The 20,574-nt window shown below is 43.7% G+C and carries 18 protein-coding genes; 12 read left to right on the top strand and 6 right to left on the bottom strand.

Translation table 11 applies throughout. The features are described from left to right. Positions 1 to 238: 238 nt before the first annotated feature. The gene (locus tag G8O23_RS12275; protein WP_166365238.1) at positions 239 to 1,534 is read left to right on the top strand and encodes an MFS transporter; all 1,296 of its coding nucleotides are present in this window, start codon (positions 239 to 241) and stop codon (positions 1,532 to 1,534) included. Between the two features lie 105 nt (positions 1,535 to 1,639). Here G8O23_RS12275 and G8O23_RS17280 read toward each other — a convergent pair whose 3' ends face one another. Further along, on the bottom strand, positions 1,640 to 2,134 hold the full coding sequence (locus G8O23_RS17280) for a hypothetical protein (RefSeq protein ID WP_219932507.1): 495 nt from the start codon (positions 2,132 to 2,134) through the stop codon (positions 1,640 to 1,642). A 304-nt stretch (positions 2,135 to 2,438) separates the two neighbouring features. On the opposite strand from G8O23_RS17280, the gene G8O23_RS12260 reads away from it, so the two are divergent. From G8O23_RS12260 to G8O23_RS12250, 3 genes are all read left to right on the top strand, one after another. Next, positions 2,439 to 2,858: a BT0820 family HAD-type phosphatase gene (locus G8O23_RS12260; RefSeq protein ID WP_219932506.1), complete on the top strand. Its 420-nt coding sequence runs from the start codon at positions 2,439 to 2,441 to the stop codon at positions 2,856 to 2,858. Between the two features lie 11 nt (positions 2,859 to 2,869). Continuing rightward, positions 2,870 to 3,940, top strand: a complete 1,071-nt coding sequence (locus G8O23_RS12255; RefSeq protein ID WP_166365232.1) for a glutaminyl-peptide cyclotransferase — start codon at positions 2,870 to 2,872, stop codon at positions 3,938 to 3,940. Between the two features lie 105 nt (positions 3,941 to 4,045). Next, positions 4,046 to 4,630, top strand: a complete 585-nt coding sequence (locus G8O23_RS12250) for an outer membrane beta-barrel protein (protein WP_166365230.1) — start codon at positions 4,046 to 4,048, stop codon at positions 4,628 to 4,630. A gap of 71 nt (positions 4,631 to 4,701) precedes the next feature. Here the strand turns inward: G8O23_RS12250 and G8O23_RS12245 are convergent, their stop codons facing one another. Then, positions 4,702 to 5,025: a thioredoxin family protein gene (locus G8O23_RS12245; RefSeq protein WP_166365228.1), complete on the bottom strand. Its 324-nt coding sequence runs from the start codon at positions 5,023 to 5,025 to the stop codon at positions 4,702 to 4,704. 182 nt (positions 5,026 to 5,207) lie between these two features. Here G8O23_RS12245 and G8O23_RS12240 point away from each other — a divergent pair, with 182 nt between their 5' ends. From G8O23_RS12240 to mnmH, 7 genes are all read left to right on the top strand, one after another. After that, on the top strand, positions 5,208 to 7,568 hold the full coding sequence (locus tag G8O23_RS12240) for a TonB-dependent receptor (RefSeq protein ID WP_166365226.1): 2,361 nt from the start codon (positions 5,208 to 5,210) through the stop codon (positions 7,566 to 7,568). A gap of 4 nt (positions 7,569 to 7,572) precedes the next feature. Further along, the gene (locus G8O23_RS12235) at positions 7,573 to 8,475 is read left to right on the top strand and encodes a DUF4249 domain-containing protein (RefSeq protein ID WP_166365224.1); all 903 of its coding nucleotides are present in this window, start codon (positions 7,573 to 7,575) and stop codon (positions 8,473 to 8,475) included. A gap of 186 nt (positions 8,476 to 8,661) precedes the next feature. Continuing rightward, the gene (locus G8O23_RS12230; protein WP_166365222.1) at positions 8,662 to 9,252 is read left to right on the top strand and encodes a DUF4290 domain-containing protein; all 591 of its coding nucleotides are present in this window, start codon (positions 8,662 to 8,664) and stop codon (positions 9,250 to 9,252) included. An 8-nt stretch (positions 9,253 to 9,260) separates the two neighbouring features. Beyond that, positions 9,261 to 10,568 carry a UDP-N-acetylglucosamine 1-carboxyvinyltransferase gene (murA, locus tag G8O23_RS12225; protein ID WP_166365220.1) on the top strand — a complete coding sequence of 436 codons (1,308 nt, stop codon included), beginning with the start codon at positions 9,261 to 9,263 and terminating at the stop codon, positions 10,566 to 10,568. 116 nt (positions 10,569 to 10,684) lie between these two features. Then, positions 10,685 to 11,275 (top strand): nucleotide exchange factor GrpE, encoded by a 591-nt coding sequence (locus G8O23_RS12220; protein WP_166365218.1) that lies wholly within the window; start codon positions 10,685 to 10,687, stop codon positions 11,273 to 11,275. A 23-nt stretch (positions 11,276 to 11,298) separates the two neighbouring features. Further along, the gene (gene dnaJ / locus G8O23_RS12215) at positions 11,299 to 12,459 is read left to right on the top strand and encodes a molecular chaperone DnaJ (RefSeq protein WP_166365216.1); all 1,161 of its coding nucleotides are present in this window, start codon (positions 11,299 to 11,301) and stop codon (positions 12,457 to 12,459) included. A gap of 161 nt (positions 12,460 to 12,620) precedes the next feature. Continuing rightward, positions 12,621 to 13,634, top strand: a complete 1,014-nt coding sequence (gene mnmH, locus G8O23_RS12210) for a tRNA 2-selenouridine(34) synthase MnmH (RefSeq protein WP_166365214.1) — start codon at positions 12,621 to 12,623, stop codon at positions 13,632 to 13,634. 13 nt (positions 13,635 to 13,647) lie between these two features. Here the strand turns inward: mnmH and G8O23_RS12205 are convergent, their stop codons facing one another. The 4 genes from G8O23_RS12205 to G8O23_RS12190 form a co-directional block, all read right to left on the bottom strand. Beyond that, positions 13,648 to 16,068, bottom strand: coding sequence for a TonB-dependent receptor (locus G8O23_RS12205; protein WP_166365212.1), 2,421 nt, complete (start codon positions 16,066 to 16,068; stop codon positions 13,648 to 13,650). 29 nt (positions 16,069 to 16,097) lie between these two features. Beyond that, a complete protein-coding gene (locus G8O23_RS12200) occupies positions 16,098 to 17,027 on the bottom strand; it encodes a DUF4249 family protein (RefSeq protein ID WP_166365210.1) in 930 nt (309 codons plus the stop codon). 57 nt (positions 17,028 to 17,084) lie between these two features. Further along, entirely contained in the window at positions 17,085 to 17,657 is a 573-nt protein-coding gene (locus G8O23_RS12195; protein WP_166365208.1) for a hypothetical protein, read from the bottom strand. Between the two features lie 144 nt (positions 17,658 to 17,801). Continuing rightward, positions 17,802 to 19,418 (bottom strand): dipeptidase, encoded by a 1,617-nt coding sequence (locus tag G8O23_RS12190; protein ID WP_166365206.1) that lies wholly within the window; start codon positions 19,416 to 19,418, stop codon positions 17,802 to 17,804. A 214-nt stretch (positions 19,419 to 19,632) separates the two neighbouring features. Here G8O23_RS12190 and G8O23_RS12185 point away from each other — a divergent pair, with 214 nt between their 5' ends. Continuing rightward, the gene (locus tag G8O23_RS12185; RefSeq protein ID WP_166365204.1) at positions 19,633 to 20,568 is read left to right on the top strand and encodes an ABC transporter ATP-binding protein; all 936 of its coding nucleotides are present in this window, start codon (positions 19,633 to 19,635) and stop codon (positions 20,566 to 20,568) included. The last annotated feature ends 6 nt before the right edge of the window (positions 20,569 to 20,574 follow it).

Here is a 20,574-nt window from a genome sequence, read left to right as displayed (position 1 = left end):
GACTTAGTCGGACACTAGTGAAAAAAAAATCTAAAAAATCTTGCATACTTTTTAGTCCTAGGTACATAGGATATAAATTGTAGTGATTCAACCACTTTGAACAAAATACATTGGCAATTTAAATGTTATAACAGGTTATTTTTCTCCTCTCGACTAAATAAAAGTGCCTAATGTTCTTTTTTTGAGCGAAATAAAAAATTAGATTTGGCGCATATTTCTCAAAAAAATCTTACTACATATGGAAAAACAACCTCAGAAGAAGGGAATAGCTTCGTTCCCTCGAAATTTCTGGACCGTTATTGTTATGGAGTTTTTCGAGAGGGGCTCCTACTATGGCGTAATGTCAATACTCTCGGTTTACCTGGTTCTTGATGTAGCCCACGGGGGCCTTGGATTTACCAAGGAGAGCGTAGGTGTTATAAAAAGCGTTATAACTCCATTGCTTTACTTTTTGCCAATCCTAAGTGGTGCACTTGCCGATCAGTTTGGTTACAAAAAAACCCTAGTCTTTTCATTCATTGTAATGTCGCTCGGATATTTCTTTACCAGCATCAGCACATCGTACTACTTCGTATTTGCAAGTCTTATGCTAATGGTAACAGGAGCCGGTTTCTTCAAACCCATCATCTCTGGTACCATTGCACGAAGTACCGACGAGAGCAACTCGGGGCTTGGTTTCGGAATTTTTTACTGGACTATTAATTTGGGAGCATTCCTGTTCCCGCTATTTTTAGTTCCCTACATGAAAAGCCTGGGGTGGAACTATATATTTATTATGGCTTCTGTGGGAACAGGTTGGCTTTTGCTGCTAGCACTATTTGTTTACAAGGAACCTGCAAGACCCGCCGTTCAGAAAAAGCTGGGCGAGGTACTTAAAGGCGCTGTGATGGTGCTTAAGGACTATCGATTTGTGCTTATGATTGCCATTTATTCCTGCTTCTGGATTCTTTACTTCCAGATGTTTGACACGGTGCTGTGGTACCTAACCGAACATATGGACATGACCCCAGTTAACAATGCGGTTAACTCATTCCTAACCCTATTCACCGAGAGCCCTAGCTGGAAATTCGATGCAGAGCACGTTACCGTTATTAATGCGGGTACCATCATTTTGCTCCAGCTAATCATCTCGTCCATTGTTAAGAACACCAAAGCATTGCCCACCATGATAATTGGTATTGCTATGGGTACCGTTGGTATGGCCGTGCTAGCAATATCAACCCATGCATGGGTATTTATGGCAGGTATCATCATCTTCTCCATTGGCGAGATGACCGCTCACCCCAAGTTTATATCGTATGTTGGACTAATCGCCCCCCCCGACAAGAAAGCTCTATACCTAGGCTACTCGTTTCTTTACGGAGTGATTGGTAGTGGTGTTGGTGGAATTCTTGGCGCATTCACTTACGTTCGATTTGTAACAGAGATGGGACGCCCCAGCCTGCTTTGGCTAATGTTTAGCGGAATTGGCGTTATCACCATTATAGGGTTGCTGGCATACAATAAATTCTTAGCGCCTAAAAAGGATATTTAGCTTATCTAAGCTACTACCATAAAATCAGAAAGGGGATTGATCGTTGGGTCAATCCCCTTTTGGTTAACTTTGGTAATATGGTAGTATATATTTAATTACCGGAACTTACTTCATATTCACACTATTTATATTTAGGCGTACAGTATTCTCTAGAAGTAGAACAGGAACATCAAGCAGGTCAACAGAGTAGAACTTTCTACTGGGGCTTAGGTCTGCATTAAAAGCCAAAGCAACCCTGTCCTTAGGGAACTTTATGGTTGCCAATATTACACCGTTAACATCCACAAAATCAATGGTAAGGTGCCCTTGCCCAATGAGTTTCGATGTATTCTCAATCTCCTTCTCTGTTTCAAACTCAAGCCTTAAGGTTTCATATCCACCACCATATCCGTACCCTCTATCGGCATTGTAACTATAATCGTAGAACCGACCAGCGTTTTTCACAATTAGCTGCTTGCTTACCTCAAGGTTTGTGGATCCGGAGTAAAAATCAAAGTTTGTTTCATGCCTTCCAAGCAGTTCTATTGTGCTTTGTGCATTTACCTCTCCAGCTGCCAGAACAACAAAAGTCAACAAGAGAATTTTTTGTAGTTTAATCATTTTTGAATAGTTTTTGGTTTATACTAATGAACATTCAGCATTCATCAATTCAATTTCTGTTCCACATCAAACCCTAGCCACAGATTTCCCTCTCCTCTCGATGATAAACCTATTATGCAGGTGGTTAGTAAAAAAAATTAACGGAGTTAAATCAATACAAAAAAGCAAGTAGTCCAAAAAACGTATTAAAATTTCCTCAAACTGTTTCGCAAAAACCCAACTTTTTAGGCTTTTTGAACAGATAGCATCAACTGGCTACCCAAAATAAATGCATTTGCTATATTTGCAAAAATTAAGGACAACCATGCTAAAAGTTGCTGTTGATTTTGACGGAACCATTGTAGAAAACAAGTTTCCCAGCATTGGCGAACCCCTCCTGTTTGCTTTCGAAACGCTTAAAGCCATGCAGGAAAAAGGATTGCTACTTATTTTATGGACTGTTAGAAAAGGTGCAGAACTACAAGAGGCTGTTGATTTTTGCCGTAGCCACGGCATTGAGTTTTACGCAGTAAATGCCAACTACCCCGAAGAGAATTTTAGCCCTGAAGTATCGCGTAAAATTGAGGCCGATATTTTTATTGACGACAGAAATATTGGTGGATTTATTGGCTGGAGCAGGGTGTGGCAGGAACTATTCCCTGAGGAAATGAATGTGAAAATGGAAAAAGTAGCGGTAAATAATCTGGGCAGTAAGCCAAGATGGAGAAAATGGCTTGGACTTTAACGATTAAAACTATGAATAGAATATCATTGCTTGGAATAACCTTTTGCGCGCTTGCTCTTGGTGCCTGTAACGGTTCAAAAACAACGGAGCGAACAGAACGCGAAAGAAGTACACCGTTGCAGTTGGTGAGGGTTTCAGAACCAGTTAACGGAGTTGTATTCACCCTTGGCGAATCGTTCAATCTAAACCTTAGGCTTATAAACGACACCATTGCAGCCGATTCGATTGTGCTTAGCATTGATAATAACCGTATAGGCCAGCTACAGGGATTATCTCGCCCAATCGATACTGATAATCTCTCACTGGGTAGTCATTTGATAAGGGCTACAGCATGGTACAATGGCCAAAGGCAAACCGCATCGGTTGGGTTTAAAATCAAATCGAATCAGCCCCCAAAGCAGTTAAGCTATAGGATTGTGAATACATATCCTCATGATATTGGTGCTTACACTCAAGGCCTTTTCTATTTTAATGGCCACTTAATAGAAAGTACCGGCCAGAAAGGGCAATCAACGCTTCGTAGGGTCGAAATTGAGACAGGAAAAGTAAAACAGAGCGTCAACTTGGAGAGGCAATACTTTGGTGAGGGGGCCACCATTATTAACGACGAGATTTATCAGATAACCTGGACCTCGCGAAAAGGCTTTGTGTACGAGCCCAACACTTTTAACCTGATACGTACCTTCGATTACCCAACCCAAGGCTGGGGGCTTACAACCGTTGGCGAGCAGCTGGTTATGAGCGATGGCTCAAATATCCTATACTTCCTCGAACCAAAATCGTTCACTGAAATTAAGCGGGTTGAGGTATACGATCACCGAGGCGCAGTTAACCAGCTCAACGAGCTGGAGTATATCAACGGAAAAATTTATGCCAATATCTACCTCACCGATAAAATTGTTATTATTAACCCTACAACAGGAATGGTTGAGGCCGAGGTTGATTTCTCAAATCTTTTAACACCGACAGACAGGCACAGGAACATCGATGTGTTTAACGGTATTGCCTGGGATCAGAAAAACGACAGACTTTTTGTGACGGGTAAAAACTGGCCTAAACTTTTCGAGGTTAAGATTCAATAAGTCTTTTCTTCATAATTACCCCATAAATACCTCAGATCACTATACATACCTCGACAAACATATTGTTTATCAATTACTAACCATTCACTAACAAAAAATCAAATTATGAAAAGAATTGCAATTATTTCTGTTTTACTTTTAATGGTGTCAGCAATGGCCATAGGTCAGAATTCCAATATGTGGGCTGGTGGTTCACTGGCTTTCTCAAACGAAAATAATGATGGCACTAAGGGTTCTGTTTTTACATTTATGCCCCAACTTGGCTATATAGTAAATGACAACTTTACTGTTGGGGGCGCAATTGGTTTTAGTTCCGTTGGTACAAAGCTTAACAATGGTGACAAAAATACTGACAATACACTATCAATAGTACCCTTTGCCAGATATTCTGTAATAAACCTTGAGAAAATCAGCATTTTTGCACAGGGAGAGCTACCGCTTCATTTCTATAGCGGAACCAACTATGATGGCTCATCAAAAAATAGCCAAAATTCTATAGGCATAGCAGTTCGACCTGGCCTATCGTACTCGTTCAACGAACGCTGGGGGGCAAATTTATTGATGCCTTCAATTTTTTCGTTTATTACACACAGCAATAATTACTCAAGCGTGAACTTTGGTATAAACAATGGGTATACCCTACAAGGCTACCTGCTTAATACAAGCATTGGATTTATCTATAAGTTTTAGTGCAAGTGAATCATTCTATCAAAGAGTTGCTCATAATTTTTGGGCAACTCTTTTTGTTTTCACAGATAGCTCTAGCCAAACATAAGGTTATAGGGTCTGGCAATTTTCTGTTCCAGCTCGCCAAGCGATATCATTCCATTGGCCCGGAATACCTCCCGGCCATCGACATACAGAATAATACCCGGTATGCTCAACATCCTTAGCTGCGCAGCTAGCTCACGATTCACCACTGCATCCAAATCAACCATATTTATCTTTGGGAATCTACCATTTACCAGATCCCTTACCTGCGGGTGAAGCACATTGCACACGCCACAGGTATCGTTGTGAAGATAAAGCAAAACCGCATCCATCGATCGAACAAATTCTTCCCATGCAAAAACATCGTACTGCATAATCGCAAAATTTAATAATTAAATTTCTCTAACAGAACAATTGGATGAATGTTTAAAGACATTAAAAACCAATGGTAAAAAGTAAGTTACAATTTTTATTCTAGCATTATCTTTGTTCCCATTCAAATAAAATCTAAAAAAAGCAGTTTTTATTTGATGAAAACACAAATCACCCTAACCTAATGACAAGAAAGTTCTTAATGCTTTTGGCGATTGCCATAAGCCTGCTTGGCCTGAAAGCACAAGCTCAAAACCGATTTACAATTAGTGGCTACGTATACGAAAAGGGTAGCCGCGAAACTATGCCGGGGGTAAACATTTACATACCCGAAACCACCCTTGGCACAGCCTCGAATAGCTACGGATTTTACAGCCTTACCCTTCCGGCTGGAGAGTACGAGGTTGTTTTCTCCTTTGTAGGCTACCAGCCCCGAAGTTTTAGCATCAAGCTAAATCAGAACGTACCCCTTAATGTCGAGATTGACCCCTCAATCGAGATTGAAGGTGTTGAGGTTAGGGCCGAAATGCCCAAACAATCGAGCCGCAGCTCGCAAATGAGCGTGATGGAGATTCCAATAAGGCAGATCAAGTCAATACCAGCCCTGCTGGGCGAGAAGGACGCGCTTAAGGTTGTGCAGCTTATGCCCGGCGTACAAAAGGGTAGCGAGGGCACCAGCGGGCTTTACGTACGTGGTGGTGGCCCCGACCAAAACCTAATCATCCTCGACGATGCCACGGTATACAACGCCTACCACCTCTTCGGCTTCTTCTCGCTATTCAATGGCGATGCCATAAAAAGTTTGGAACTCACCAAGGGCGGATTCCCAGCCCGATACGGCGGAAGGCTTTCGTCGGTTCTGGAGATTGTGATGAAGGATGGGAACAAGGAGAAGATCTCGGGTGAGGCAGGCATTGGGATGCTCTCGTCGCGATTAGTTCTCGAGGGTCCCATTGTTAAAGATAAGGCCTCATTCCTTGTGTCGGGTCGCAGAACATACTACGATGTTCTAGCTCGCCCATTCATCCCCAAAGACATTAAGCTAGGCCTTTACTTCTACGATTTAACTGCCAAAGCCAACTGGGAGATCAATAACAATAACCGCATATTCTTGAGTGGATATTTTGGCGAGGACAAGTTCTCGGGAGGGGAAGAGTACGAGGGCGCCAAGTACGAGGGTGGTATGTTCTGGAACAACGCAACCTCCACCATTCGTTGGAACCATATCTTTACCAGCCGGCTATTCTCCAACCTATCAGTTATTTTCAGCAACTACCGACTCAATATTTATGCAAGAGACGAGTATGAAGGCGACGTATTTGAGCTAAGCTACCGTTCGGGTATTCGTGATTTTGGAGCAAAATACGACTTCACCTGGATGCCACGCCACTCGCACACCATTCGATTCGGGATGACCTCTACATGGCACAGCTTCAATCCAAGCGCTGTGGTTATTCGCGATGACTACTTAAATGAATTTGAGAGCATAGTGAATACAATAGATACATACGAGTCGGGGCTTTACCTTGAGGACGAAGTAAAAATATTGGATAAGGGAATTGTAAATGCTGGTGTTCGCCTATCGCATCACTACCACGATGGGGCATCGAACTTTTCGTTTGAGCCACGCATCTCGGGGAGTTACTACCTTACCAATACCCTATCGGCCAAGGCCTCGTATGCGCAAATGAACCAGTATATCCATTTGCTTACCAGCACGGGCATTGGATTGCCCACCGACTTATGGGTTCCGGCCACCAAGGATGCCCCGGCACAGGACAGCTGGCAAGTGGCTGCAGGGTTTGCTAAAGATTTGAAAGATATATCAACCACCATTTCGCTCGAGGGGTACTATAAGGAGTCGGATAATGTGATTACCTATCGCGAAGGGGCTAGCTTTCTGATGTTCGACGACCCTACTAACGCAAATAACATTAAGTGGGAAGATAATATTACCAGCGGTTTTGGCTGGTCGTATGGCGTTGAATTCCTTGCCCATAAAAAGATGGGCCGCTTTTCGGGTTGGGTTGGCTACACCCTTTCATGGACACAACTACAGTTCGATGAGATAAATATGGGTAAACCCTACTGGGCAAGGTACGACCGCCGACACGACATTTCCGTTGTTGGGGTTTACGAGTTTAGCCCTGGCGTAACCCTTTCGGGTATCTGGGTTTACGGAACGGGCAATGCTGTAACCCTACCCCTGGCAACATATCCTGTTAATCAACACGTTCCAAACTCGGTTTCAAACTACGTGTGGACCGAAACAATTCAAGACTACGGAAAGAAAAACGACTTTAGAATGGCACCCTACCACAGGCTGGACGTAAGCGTGCAGATACATAAAAAGTTCGAAAAGTATGAGAGAACATGGGAGTTTGGCGCCTATAATGCCTATAACCGTCAAAATCCTTTCATGTACTTTGTTCGCGGAGAAGAGCGTCATAACCCACGTACTGGCGAAAGCACCTACGTTAACAAGCTGAAGCAAATCAGCCTATTTCAGTTTATCCCATCCGTTTCATGGTCAATAAAATTCTAATAGTATGAACTTACAATCAACAAAATCAATAATAACAATTGCTGCGGCTGCATTTGCCATTACATTTGCCAGCTGCATAAAGGATGTTGACGATGTAAACCTCCCCAACACTCCGCAAAAATTGGTAGTGCAATCGTATATATCGCCTACCGATTCCATTTTTGTTACCGTTTTCGCATCGCAACCAATAAATTATAACATCCCCATTGATGGCAACAACTATTATTACAACGCTTTCGATACCATAAAAACTGCTACGGTTATATTAACTAACATTGAGGACGATAACACTATTGCTATACCCTACGATTCGAAACAAAAGAAATACGCACTCCCGCCCAATTTATTTGCCATTGAAAAGGGCAACGAGTACGAGCTTAGGGTTACCGCCAATAACTTTGAGACAGTGAGCGGCAGAACCGTTGTACCTCTGGGCAAGGCCACCTCTAGCATCGAAAGAATTGATACAATTTCTACTAATGAATGGGGCTATACCGAAATGAGGCTAATTGGCACCATTATCGACCCAAAGAACGAGGATAACTTCTACAGCACACTCATATATAGCCTAAAGCAGTACGAGTCATCTTGGGACGAAACAACCCATACATTTATTTCAAATTACTCCAAGCAGCTAATAAGCGATAGTAATTCAGATGGTCGTACCATATCAATTCGGCATGAGTTTTCATCCTATGATGACGATTACTATATTAACCTAGGGACCACAACAGAGGTTTACGAGGTTGATGAACACTACTACAACTTCCACTACTCACTCCAAAACATCTACGACATTATGGATAATCCATTCACTGAATCGTCTCACCTATACTCAAACATCGAGGGAGGGCTAGGAGTTTTTGGCTCATACATCACTATAAATCAAACAACACTGAACAAATAAAGTAACGTAATATAATTAGTTCGTTTACAGTGCCCCAAGCTTTTATCAGCTTGGGGCAATATTTGCTTTTTAGCCAATAATCAGCTAGTTTTGCAAATAATTTCAACCCAATAAAATGGTTGTCATACTTATCGTGTTGAAGCAATTATTGCCTTTAGATTAAAAACAAAAACCCACAATAATCATATGGATTACAATACCCAGCGTAAGCATTTGGTTTTACCAGAGTACGGAAGACATATCCAACAAATGGTGAACCAACTCCTAGAGATTGAAGACCTAGAGCAAAGAAACAAAACGGCCAAAGCTATTATAGCTATAATGGGTAATATGAACCCGCACCTGCGCGATATTAACGATTTTAAGCACAAACTTTGGGATCACCTGCATATCATGGCCAGTTTTAATCTCGAGATCGAATCGCCTTACCCAAAACCAGAGGCATCTGTTATATACGAAAAGCCAAAGCAAGTTCCGTACCCTTCACACCCCATCAAGCACAAGCACTATGGGCGCTCAATATCACTCATAATAGAAAAAGCGATTGAACTGGAGGAAGGCGAACTTAAGGAAGCGCTGACCAGCCTTATTGCGAACCATATGAAAAAATCGTACCTAATATGGAACAAGGATTCCGTTTCGGACGAAGATATCATTCGAGATATGGCAGAACTTAGTGGAGGAAAGCTATCCTTAGCTTCCGATTTTAAATTCAACCTGGTGAAAGAAAACATACCTAGCAAGCCAAGAAAAAAGTTCCAACCCCGTAAAAAATAAGTAACATTATGGCAACCTTTGAGATTACTGGAGGCAAACGCCTTAAGGGCGAGATTACCCCACAGGGGGCAAAAAACGAAGCCTTACAAATTATTTGCGCCGTTTTGCTAACCCCCGATAAGGTTACTATCAAGAATATACCCAACATTAGAGATGTTAATAAGCTTATTGAGCTTATTGAGTCTATGGGGGTAGAGGTTAACCGCACATCCACCTCGGAATGTACATTTAAAGCCAAGGATGTAAACTTGGAGTACCTAAAAACCGATGTGTTTAAAGCAAAGGCTGCAGCGCTCAGAGGGTCAATTATGATTGTTGGGCCACTTCTTGCTCGATTTGGGGTGGGCTACATACCTCAACCCGGAGGCGATAAGATTGGCCGTCGCCGGCTCGATACCCACTTCGTGGGATTTCAGACCCTAGGCGCTACCTTCTCCTTCGACCCAAAGCAAAATTCGTACGAAGTGAAAGGCGATAAACTCAAGGGAGCCTATATGCTACTCGATGAGGCTTCGGTAACTGGAACGGCAAATATTGTTATGGCTGCTGTGCTTGCCCCTGGCAAAACCACCATTTTCAACGCTGCCTGTGAGCCATACTTGCAGCAGCTTTGCAAGATGCTAAACAGAATGGGCGCTAAAATTAGCGGCGTGGGTTCTAATCTACTCACCATAGAGGGAGTTGACTCACTTGGAGGAACCGAGCACACCATCCTCCCCGATATGATTGAGATAGGATCATTTATTGGCCTTGCTGCCATGACCCGCAGCGAAATTACCATAAAAAATGTGTCGTATGATGACCTTGGGATAATCCCCAATGCTTTCAGACGGCTTGGCATAAAATTCGACCGGGTGGGCGACGATATTTTCATTCCAACTCAAGAAAACTATGAAATCGAGACCTTTATTGATGGCTCCATCATGACCATTGCCGATGCACCATGGCCCGGATTAACACCCGACCTACTTAGCATATTCCTTGTGGTGGCAACTCAGGCAAAGGGTTCGGTATTAATTCACCAAAAGATGTTCGAGAGTCGCCTGTTCTTTGTAGATAAGCTTATCGATATGGGCGCTCAAATCATACTTTGCGACCCACACAGAGCAACCGTAATTGGGCATAATCATCAGTTGCAGCTAAGATCCACCTCAATGGTCTCCCCCGACATTAGGGCTGGGGTTGCGCTGCTTATTGCTGCCCTTTCGGCCGAAGGCACCTGCGTTATTCATAACATTGAGCAGATTGATAGAGGCTACCAGCAAATTGAGGAGCGCCTCAATGCCCTGGGCGCACAAATTATTCGTAAGGATTAACACATTGCCAATTATCAACGGAGCGAAAAAAGAAATATGCCAAATTGGCTGAGTTTTGCCATTGGCAAGGCATTTGTGTTTAGCTTCCATCGATATGATAAAAATAGATACAAGATATGAGCAAGAAAAAAACGACAAAAGCTAAAGAGCAAGTAGAGGAAAAGCCAGAGCAAGAGGCGGGTAGCCAAAATGATGTTACCCCTGAGTCAGATGATCAATCCCAAGAGAACCAACTTGAAACCGAAGAACCGGAGGTTGATCCTATTGAAGCACTCCAAAAACAGCTAGATGAGGCCAAGGATAAATATGTTAGGCTATCGGCCGAGTTTGATAATTTTCGCAAGCGCACTCAGCGCGAAAAGATGGATCTAATTCGATTCGGTTCTGAGGACGTAATGAAAAACATCCTTCCCCTAGTTGATGATTTTGAACGGGCAATCAAGCACACCGAAACAGCCACCGATATTGAGGCAATGAAGCAGGGCTTAGTGCTTATCCACGGAAAATTTGTTGATTTCCTTAAAAACAATGGCGTTAAGGAGATTGAGGCTATGGGGTATGAGCTGGATACTGACAAGCACGATGCCATTACAAAAATTCCTGCCCCCGACGATACCCTTAAGGGTAAAATTGTTGACGTGGTGGAGAAAGGCTATATGCTTAACGAGAAGATAATCCGTTTCGCAAAGGTTGTAATTGGAGAGTAAGATAAAAATATTATACGCGATAGATGTCAAAAAGAGATTACTACGAGGTTTTGGGCGTATCGAAAAACGCCAGTAAGGATGAGGTAAAAAAGGCTTATCGCAAGATGGCCATTAAGCATCACCCCGATAAAAATCCGGGCGACCATACCGCTGAGGAAAAGTTTAAGGAGGCTGCAGAGGCTTACGAAGTACTAAGCGATGACAATAAGCGCGCACGTTACGACCAGTATGGACACGCAGGCGTGAACGGTGGCTCTGGTGGATTTGGTGGTGGAGGTATGACCATGGATGATATCTTCTCGCAGTTTGGTGATATTTTTGGCGGACACTTTGGCAGTGCATTCGGAGGATTTGGTGGGTTTGGTGGCGGAGGCCGCAGTTCGCGAAGGGTTAACAAGGGCTCCGACCTTAGGGTAAAAGTTAAGCTTAACCTATCGGAGATTGCCAATGGAGTTGAGAAAAAAATCAAGGTAAATAAGTACGTAGGATGTAAATCGTGCTCGGGAACAGGAGCCGCCAACGGTTCATCATACTCCACCTGCTCTACCTGTAGAGGCTCTGGATATGTAAACCGAGTTACCAATACCCTGCTGGGCCAGATGCAAACCACATCGCCCTGCCCCACCTGTAATGGCGAGGGTAAAATGATTACCGACCGCTGTACCAGCTGCTCGGGCGAAGGTGTTGTTCGCGATGCAGAGGTAATAGCAATAAAAATTCCTGCTGGCGTTGCCGAAGGTATGCAGATGTCTGTTTCGGGTAAGGGAAATGCTGCTCGCCGGGGTGGTATTAATGGCGATTTACTTGTACTTATTGAGGAGGAGAAAGACCCCAACCTTACCCGCGATGGTAACGATCTTATCTACAGCCTATACCTTAGCTTTAGCGAGGCTGCATTGGGGGCGCCCGTTGAAATCCCAACAGTGGAAGGGAAGGTGAAAATTAAGATTGAGCCAGGCACACAACCCGGTCGCGTACTCCGCTTACGAGGCAAAGGATTACCCGATGTGAATGGTTACGGACGTGGCGACCTGCTGGTTAGTATTAATGTGTGGGTTCCTAAAAATCTCTCGAAAGAAGAAAAAGTTAGCCTCGAAAAGCTTGGCAAGTCTGATAATTTTACCCCTGCACCCGATTCAACCGAAAAGAATTTCTTTGAACGGATGCGAAGTTTCTTTGATTAGCCTACGATACGCTAATCGAGAACACGGATTACTTGCAGCATAGCAATAATCCGTGTTTCTGGTTTTAGTACTACTTAATGAGTCACAAATTGCTGGATACTAAAGTCGGCAATAAATAATTGATAAATTTGCACTTCATTAATCAGCAATATTTATAAACTGTGAAACCCCTTGAACCAAACGAGCTGTTTACAATTGCCAAAGCCAACCCAGTAGTTGATGTACGAACACCTGCTGAGTTTGAGGCTGGTCACATCCCCGGTGCCATCAACATACCTCTGTTCACAAACGAAGAGCGTGCCGAGGTGGGAACATTATACAAGCAGGTTAGCCGCGAAAAGGCAATGCTTAGAGCGCTGGATATTGTGGGGCCAAAAATGTCGAACCTGGTAAAGCAGGCTAGTAAATTTAAATACACCGATAAGCTCATTGTGCATTGCTGGCGCGGAGGAATGCGCTCAGCATCGTTTGCGTGGCTAATGAACACTGCGGGTATACCAGCAATAACGGTTAATGGTGGCTACAAGGGATTTAGAAGATTTGCGGCATCGATAATTAAAAGAGATTGGAACTTTAAGGTGATTACCGCCTGCACTGGCAGCGGAAAAACCGAGTTGTTGCTCAAACTGCAGGATCTAGGTGAGCAAATAATTGACCTGGAAGGCCTAGCCGACCATAAGGGCTCTGTTTTTGGCGGATTAGGACACGCACCACAACCCACCACCGAACAGTTTGAGAACAACCTTTTCTGGGCCATAAAAGATTTTGATATCAACCGCACCATCTGGGTTGAGGATGAGTCGATGTGTATTGGCCACGTTTTTATTCCACGGGATTTTTACAACAGGATGCACTTTAGCCCGCTGGTAAAGGTCGATTTAGCTCTTGACCAACGCATCGAACGGCTGGTTAAGGAATACGCCCTGTTTAGTAAGGAAGAGCTAACCCACGCCATAAGCAAAATAACCAAACGGTTAGGTGGCGATAACGCCAAACTAGCCGCCGAGGCCATTGAAAGCGGAAATTTCCACGAAGCCACCCGCATACTGCTTTGGTACTACGATAAGGCATATAATCGCAGCATTGAGGAGCGGCGGGGCTTGATATCCTTTGAAAAGGAATATAAAAAGTTTGATGCCGAGCAAATTGCTCAAGAATTAATGGCCAAAGAGTAGATTCGGACTACGCTTAATCAAACAAAATTCTTTTCAACAGATTGGGTCTAGTCTTACCTCCTTCAACCGTTCTGCGGGTTTCATCAAAGAAAATCTTATACGATACCGTGGGTATTATGGGGAAAAAGCTGATTTGGTAAAGCGAATAAGGCTCAAACCTCGATGATGAAAATAGCCTGAGACCATCACTCTTGCTATGCGTGTAGTAGTAAACATTTGGGTTCTTTCTGTTGTAAGCATTATACAGCGCGAATGTCCATTGGGTTTTGTAACCACTTCGTTTCGAGAACCTGGTGTAGTTTAGAGCCACATCGAGCCTATGGAACGCTCGCATTTGCTCACTATTCCGCTCGCCATAAATGAATGCTTCGTAAAGGAATTGGTTGTCTCCATGATTCCGGTAAGTTGAAGGAATTAGCTGCTTGCCAATTACTGGGGTAAAGGGTAAGCCCGATTGGAAAACCCAAGTTGCGCTAACAGACAGCTTCTCGTTAAGCTTTCGGCTAATGTTTACGGAGCCGCTATGGGGGCGGTTAAAATCGAACAAATACTCGTAACCATTATTAATGCTAGGGTACTGCCGCGTAGCTCGTGACCATGAATAGCCAACAAAACCAGTCCATTTGCCTAACGTTTTGCTAAGCATAAGCTCGGCGCCATAGGCTTCACCCTTGCCTCCCCTCTCCACCTTGCTTCGCCAGCTCTTATCGCCCATCAGGTTGGTGAAACCCTCCCTGTACGTAGCCAAGTTGCTTAGCGATTTATGATAAACACTCACCTCTGCACCAAGCATACCATCCAAAAATTTACCCTTCCACCCTGCCGATACCTGCTTTGTACTAGCTGGCTGAATATCGGCGCTAGCCGGTACCCAAACCTCGTTGCTCATAATATCGCCCTGTGTGATTAGTAGATGAGAGAACTGGTTCACATCCATATAGCTAACATTTAGGCTGTGATTTTTATTTAGGCCAATATTTATACTTGCTCTGGGCTCAAAATCGAACTTGCTGTACCCTTGGGTTAGGTAGCTAACCGCCCTCCCTCCAATCTTCAGCTCAAGCCAGTCGGTGGGTTTTAAGGCATTGTCGATGTAAAGTGCCGACTCCCAGGACTGTATCTCAGCCTGATCGCCCAAGGGTTTACCATCAATAATTGTGCTGTTGGGGTTATGCGTAAGCCATGAGGTTTGTAGCCCAAAATCCATCGACCAAAAATGTGTAGCATCATACTTAAATCCTACTTTGTACGATAAGTCCTGAACTGCCGAGAGGTACCTTTGGCTATAATTCTGCGAGTTATCTACACCCATCTCCGAATAGTTTTGCCTAAAGCCAAGCCTATAACGAACGTAAGATAGGCTCTGGTTTGAGTACAAGTTGGAAGAGTGAACCCTATTCCATCGAGCCGACACCAGCCAGTTGCCCCATATGTTTTGCATCCGTGCTCTTTCGGTAGTGTTACCACTAGTGTTTTTGTACCAAAAGTTGAGGTAATCGTCGCCCTGATACACGTTTAAACTCAGGGTATTTCGAGGGTTGGGTCGCCAAGTAAACTTGCCGTTGATATCATGGAAGCCATACATCAAGGTGTAGTCACTTCCTAAGCTTAGCCTGCTTGCCAGCACAAACAAGCCATCTATCATTGTTTTTCGCCCGGTAACCATAAAGGTGGTATTCTCCAGAGGGGTGGGCCCCTCAATGGCGAAAGAGGCATCGGTTAGCCCAATGCTAAAATTCCCTTTCAAAGTCGATGAATTTCCCTCACGCTGAGCAATATCCATAATTGATGAAAGTTTGCCCCCATACTTGGCAGGGAATCCGCCCTTGTAAACATCAATATTGTTAATCATATCGGGGTTAAAAACCGAAGTGAATCCCCCAATATGATTTACGTAGATAAGCGATACGTTATCGAAAAGGTATAGGTTCTCGCCAGGGTTGCCTCCACGCACTAGCACCAAGCTAGTGCCCTCGTTCTGCTGTTCAATGCCCGGCAGCAGCTGTATCGATTTCATCACATCGGGCTTTGCTCCTAGCGAGGGAATGCTCATTAGCTGCGTTCTGCTAAGCGTTGATACATTAAAACTTGGTCGGCTAGCCTGAGTTATCACCACCTCCTCTATCTCGTTACTTGGAACCAGTAATACTTCATACACCTTATTAGTTTCTGCTTTCACCGCAAGTTCACACTGGTTATAACCAACGTACGAGACCTGTAAGGTTTCACCGTTCGCAGCAACTAACCTGAAGAATCCATTATTATCGGTTGTTACCCCACGCTGATTCTGCGTATCGATTACATGTGCACCCACCAGCACCTCTCGGGTTACGCTGTCGCGTACAAATCCCGATACACGTATTTGAGCAAAGGAAGAGGAGGAAATAATTAGTATGGCAACTATAGATATAGCGAAACGAGTTGTTGATTTCAAAGCTTTAGGTATTTAAGGGTTACATCAAATTAATAGAGACTAAAATCCTGAGGGTAAATGGTGTCGGAAACCACAGAGGAGTACCCTGCAAATATTCCATATCCATTATCGACATTGGAGTGCATATGGAATGGAACTATTGTGCCTTGCCCTATCAATGGCTCGTCGTTGGCATTCACATACAAATAGAACTGCTTGGCATACTTATAGTAATCGTAACTAATCGACCGTAGCTCAACGGTAAAAGGGTAAACATTTCCCACCCATCCCGTACTCGGACTATAGCTAGCACCGCTAGTTGCGTAGTTTATGGTCATAGTATAGCTATCGTCCTCTATCATCTCGTTACTAAAAACCAGTATTGGCAACCCCTCGTTTAGCAACACAGGATCAACAACTTGAATTATCGAAGGGTGGATAACGTACAAGTCGTCACTCGAATGGGATTTTTTATATAGGTTTATTACCACCTCATAGTAACGCAACCTTGTGGAAATATTAGTAAAAGAAAGTATTAAGGCTGGCTGCGTTGTACCCTCCTCATCTACAACAGCCTGACTTATATGCTCAATACCTACTATTTGCATTGGATTTGGGAGCGTTGTGCTACAAGTTACTGTTTCGAAATCGGGAATGTTTACAACACATCGGTACTCAACCTTTGGCTCGGCTATCAGCTCCGACAGGTAGAAACCCTCCTGAGAGTACTCCAGCGTTTCAACAAATGCATCATCTGCATAAAGTTCCACTGTAGCATTCTCGCAAATGGCAACAGGCGTATCGTTGAACTCCCCTGTTAGCGAAACGAAAACCTTTATTGGCTTACCCGCCACAACAAAAGAATTAACTGTAGGTGACGGCTCGAGTTCTGGGGATTCCCAGTCAATCTTGGTACGGCATGCACTTAGCAATATGGATAGCACAATTAGCGCAAAAATCCGACGAGAGAACTTAAGCATAGCGAGAGGATTGTATAAATATGTGAAAGTGTTTTATGTAAGGTAAGTGTTATATGGTTAAAACTTAAAAGTTACACCATATCTGTATGTTACAGAGCGGTAGCCATTGCGATAAAGAGTATACCCATACTCACCAAAAACGCCCCATCGCTTGGTAAAATAGTATGCAAGCCCCATATGGGTTTGACCAAATAGGTAGGTTCCATTTACCATATACTCATCCGAAGCGAGATACGTTATCGCTCCCACCTTGCCTGACAAGTAAAGGTCTAACTTTAAGCCCTTGGTATCGAAAAGCAAAGGCAATGGGTGAAAGTTTGCCGTTGCACCGAAAGAAATGCCATGAGTTTTAATGCTAGAGGAACTCCATGTTAAATTTCCTAAATCTGATTTGAGTGAATTGTATAAACTGGTATGCCCCACAAAACCACCAACCTCTAGGTATTTAAAAACTCCATACGTAGTTTGGAGCCTATCCTCTCGGTTATTAAAACTGGAATATGATTTAAAACTAGGAAGCTGATCGGTGCTGAGGCTAAAACGAAGCCTATCCTTCACGTTATGATCTTGTGCCAGCGTAGTAACAGCAAAGCTGGCCATTAAAATGGCAATAAATGCAAATCTTCTCATTTTGTTAATTTTTTAGGTTATCCAAAATTACCTGCATTTATTGACAACAAATGTTACCTAAAGTTAATTGGTTTGAAAATAAGCTAACAAAAAAGGGTGATGAAAGTCACCACCCCTTAAACTATAACAAAACGAATTATATAATTAAAACCCTAATCCAAACCTACCCCAGTACTCATCCTCCAGCTCACCCCAACGCAACATGGTTGCACCTGCAAAGTCGCGGGTGTAGCGAGTTAGCATTTTCTGAACCTCCTCATTTTTATTCGCCTTTGCCAGATCTTGAACTTTCGGCTCTAGGAATTGAATCTCCATTGTGGCTTTGTTCTCGAAATGAGCAACCTCTTCCATCATCCCCTCGCGGGTATCTTGCCAAGCCAGCGTGGCCAGCTTGTTGGCCTTACGGTATTTCCAAATGGCAGCATCGGTACGATGACGCTTTTGTCCGCAGTAGTTAAAACTTTCGGGCAACTCTGTTGTACCCGAAAAAATTGGGATTCTGGGGCTTTGGCCAGGGTTATCGAACGAGAACCAAGCCACTCCGCCAATGGCATCGGGTAGCCAATCGCGCAGCTGAATTATTTGCGAGTACGAGCACCACGATACGGCCACGGTACGATAAAACTTAACCGCATCCTCATCGAGGAAATTGTACAAATTACGAGCATTGGTGGTTAGCCAAGGCTGCGCAATGGGCGATATTACGGTATCTACACTAGTCACCTCGCGCTTATCGTTGTAAGTTTTTTTGATGGATTTAAGATTTTGAGTCATGTCGTAATCGGTTCCCTCATAGGTTTCGCGGTATAAGGCAATCACATCCTGAACAGAAACCTTCTTGTCGGGCTTAACCGAGAATGGCAGCTCATCGGCATCGTAGCTGAGGTTAAGCGATGGGGCTACTGCGTTAAGCACAAAGTAATCGCGAATGGCGAAGGGTTTCTTGCCTGTTCCGTAGGCCTGCCAAAACTTAAAAGTAGACTTGCCGTCCCAAAATCCCATCTTCTTTGCTACATCAAAAACATTCTTTGAGGCCATGAAGTGTTCCTTATCCTTTAGGTTGATTTCGCCAATGCGAGGTATGTTAGCCGAAATGCCTACGTGGTCATCGGGAATACGCTGTGCTGCCCAAACGCCACCAATCTTATCGGGCCCCTCACCAAAAATCTCCATTTGCCAAACCTCCCTGGTATCGGCAATGGTGATGCACTCGCCCCAATCGCCGTAACCATAATCGTTAATTAGTTGGCCAATAAGCCTAATTGCATCGCGAGCTGTGGAGCAACGCTGCAGGGCAATACGTTGCAGCTCCTCAATCAGGAACATACCATTTTCGTTCACCAGCTCCTTCTTTCCCGTAATGGTTGTTTCACCAATGGCCAGCTGCTTCTCGTTCATGCATGGGTAAGCGGTATTAAGAAATGTGTAGGTTTCATTGGCTTGCGGAATTTCGCCCACCTTTTCCACGTTGCGCATATCCCAAGGCGTTTCGGTTTTTAGCAAGCCTTTATATATTGCTGTTACTGTATCGCGCTCATACTTCTGTCCCTTTTCAATGGTCACCCAGGTGCGGTAACGGCCATCGCAAGTATGACTGGTTATTACCGAGCCATCGGTTGAGGCTTGTTTACCAACCAAGATGCTAGTACATGACTCGCCAAAGAAGGGATCGTTCACCTGATCGAAAATGCTTTGCTGAGCAAACGAAAATTGTATTGACCAAAAAATCGATAAAAGCGTAAGGCTAAAAAAGTATCTCATAGGTACTAAAGGTATTAGTGAGGGGTTAATAAAGTTGGATTTACACTAATTTATAGATACTTACCACACTAATTGGTTTAACGTTTTGCTACTTAATAAAATCAACAAAAATGATTACATCAGTTTTTAGCTAATTTTTACTGAAATGGTGGATTATTAGTCAAAATCGAACTAATTTTGAGGCCAGTAAAAAACCAACTATAATACACGCAGTATGAACATCCTAACTACAAGTAACATCGAGAAGCGCTTTGCCACTCACTTGGCGCTCGATGATGTAAGCATTTCGGTGCCCGAGGGGAGCATATACGGGTTACTTGGCCCCAACGGTGCTGGGAAAACAACCCTGATCCGTATTATCAACCAGATTACGGGCCCCGATAAGGGGAGTGTTGAATTTAGCGGTCGACCATTGAAAGCAGACGATATTTACAACATTGGCTACCTGCCCGAAGAACGCGGCCTTTATAAAAAGATGAAGGTTGGCGAACAGGCTCTTTACCTTGCTCGCCTTAAAGGGCTTAGCCGACACGATGCGCTAAAAAGGCTTAAGTTCTGGTTCGAGAAGATGGAGATTCAAGGCTGGTGGGACAAGAAAATTGAGGAACTTTCCAAAGGGATGGCCCAGAAGATACAGTTTGTGGTAACGGTTATTCACGATCCCAAGCTACTGATTTTTGATGAGCCCTTCAGCGGATTCGACCCCATCAATGCGAATCTTATCAAGAACGAAATACTTGACCTGAAGAAGAACGGCGCCACGGTAATCTTCTCTACCCACAACATGGGCAGCGTTGAGGAGATGTGCGATCACATCACGCTGATTAACAAGTCGAAGAATATACTAAGCGGCCCAATCGATAAGGTTAGGCAAAGCTACGGCAGCAATGTTTTTGAGCTATTACTTAGAGGAGATATTGAGAAAGTTAGAGAGAACCTTGGTTCAAACTACGAGCTGGTTAGCCATAAAGAGGATGCTGGTTTAGTTAATGCTCAGGTTAAGGTGCACAACTACTCCGAGGATAACCGATTGCTAAAAGAAATAATTCCCGTGGCCGAGATTCTTGGGTTTAAACAAGCTGTCCCCAGCATGAACGATATCTTTATACAAGTGGTACAGGAGTATAATAAAGCCCACGGGCTTAAGTAATCATCA

This window comes from Perlabentimonas gracilis, from assembly GCF_011174675.1.
GTDB lineage: Bacteria > Bacteroidota > Bacteroidia > Bacteroidales > Tenuifilaceae > Perlabentimonas > Perlabentimonas gracilis.
Note: the sequence above shows the minus strand (reverse complement) of the source record. Positions and strands in the feature narration are given on the sequence as shown.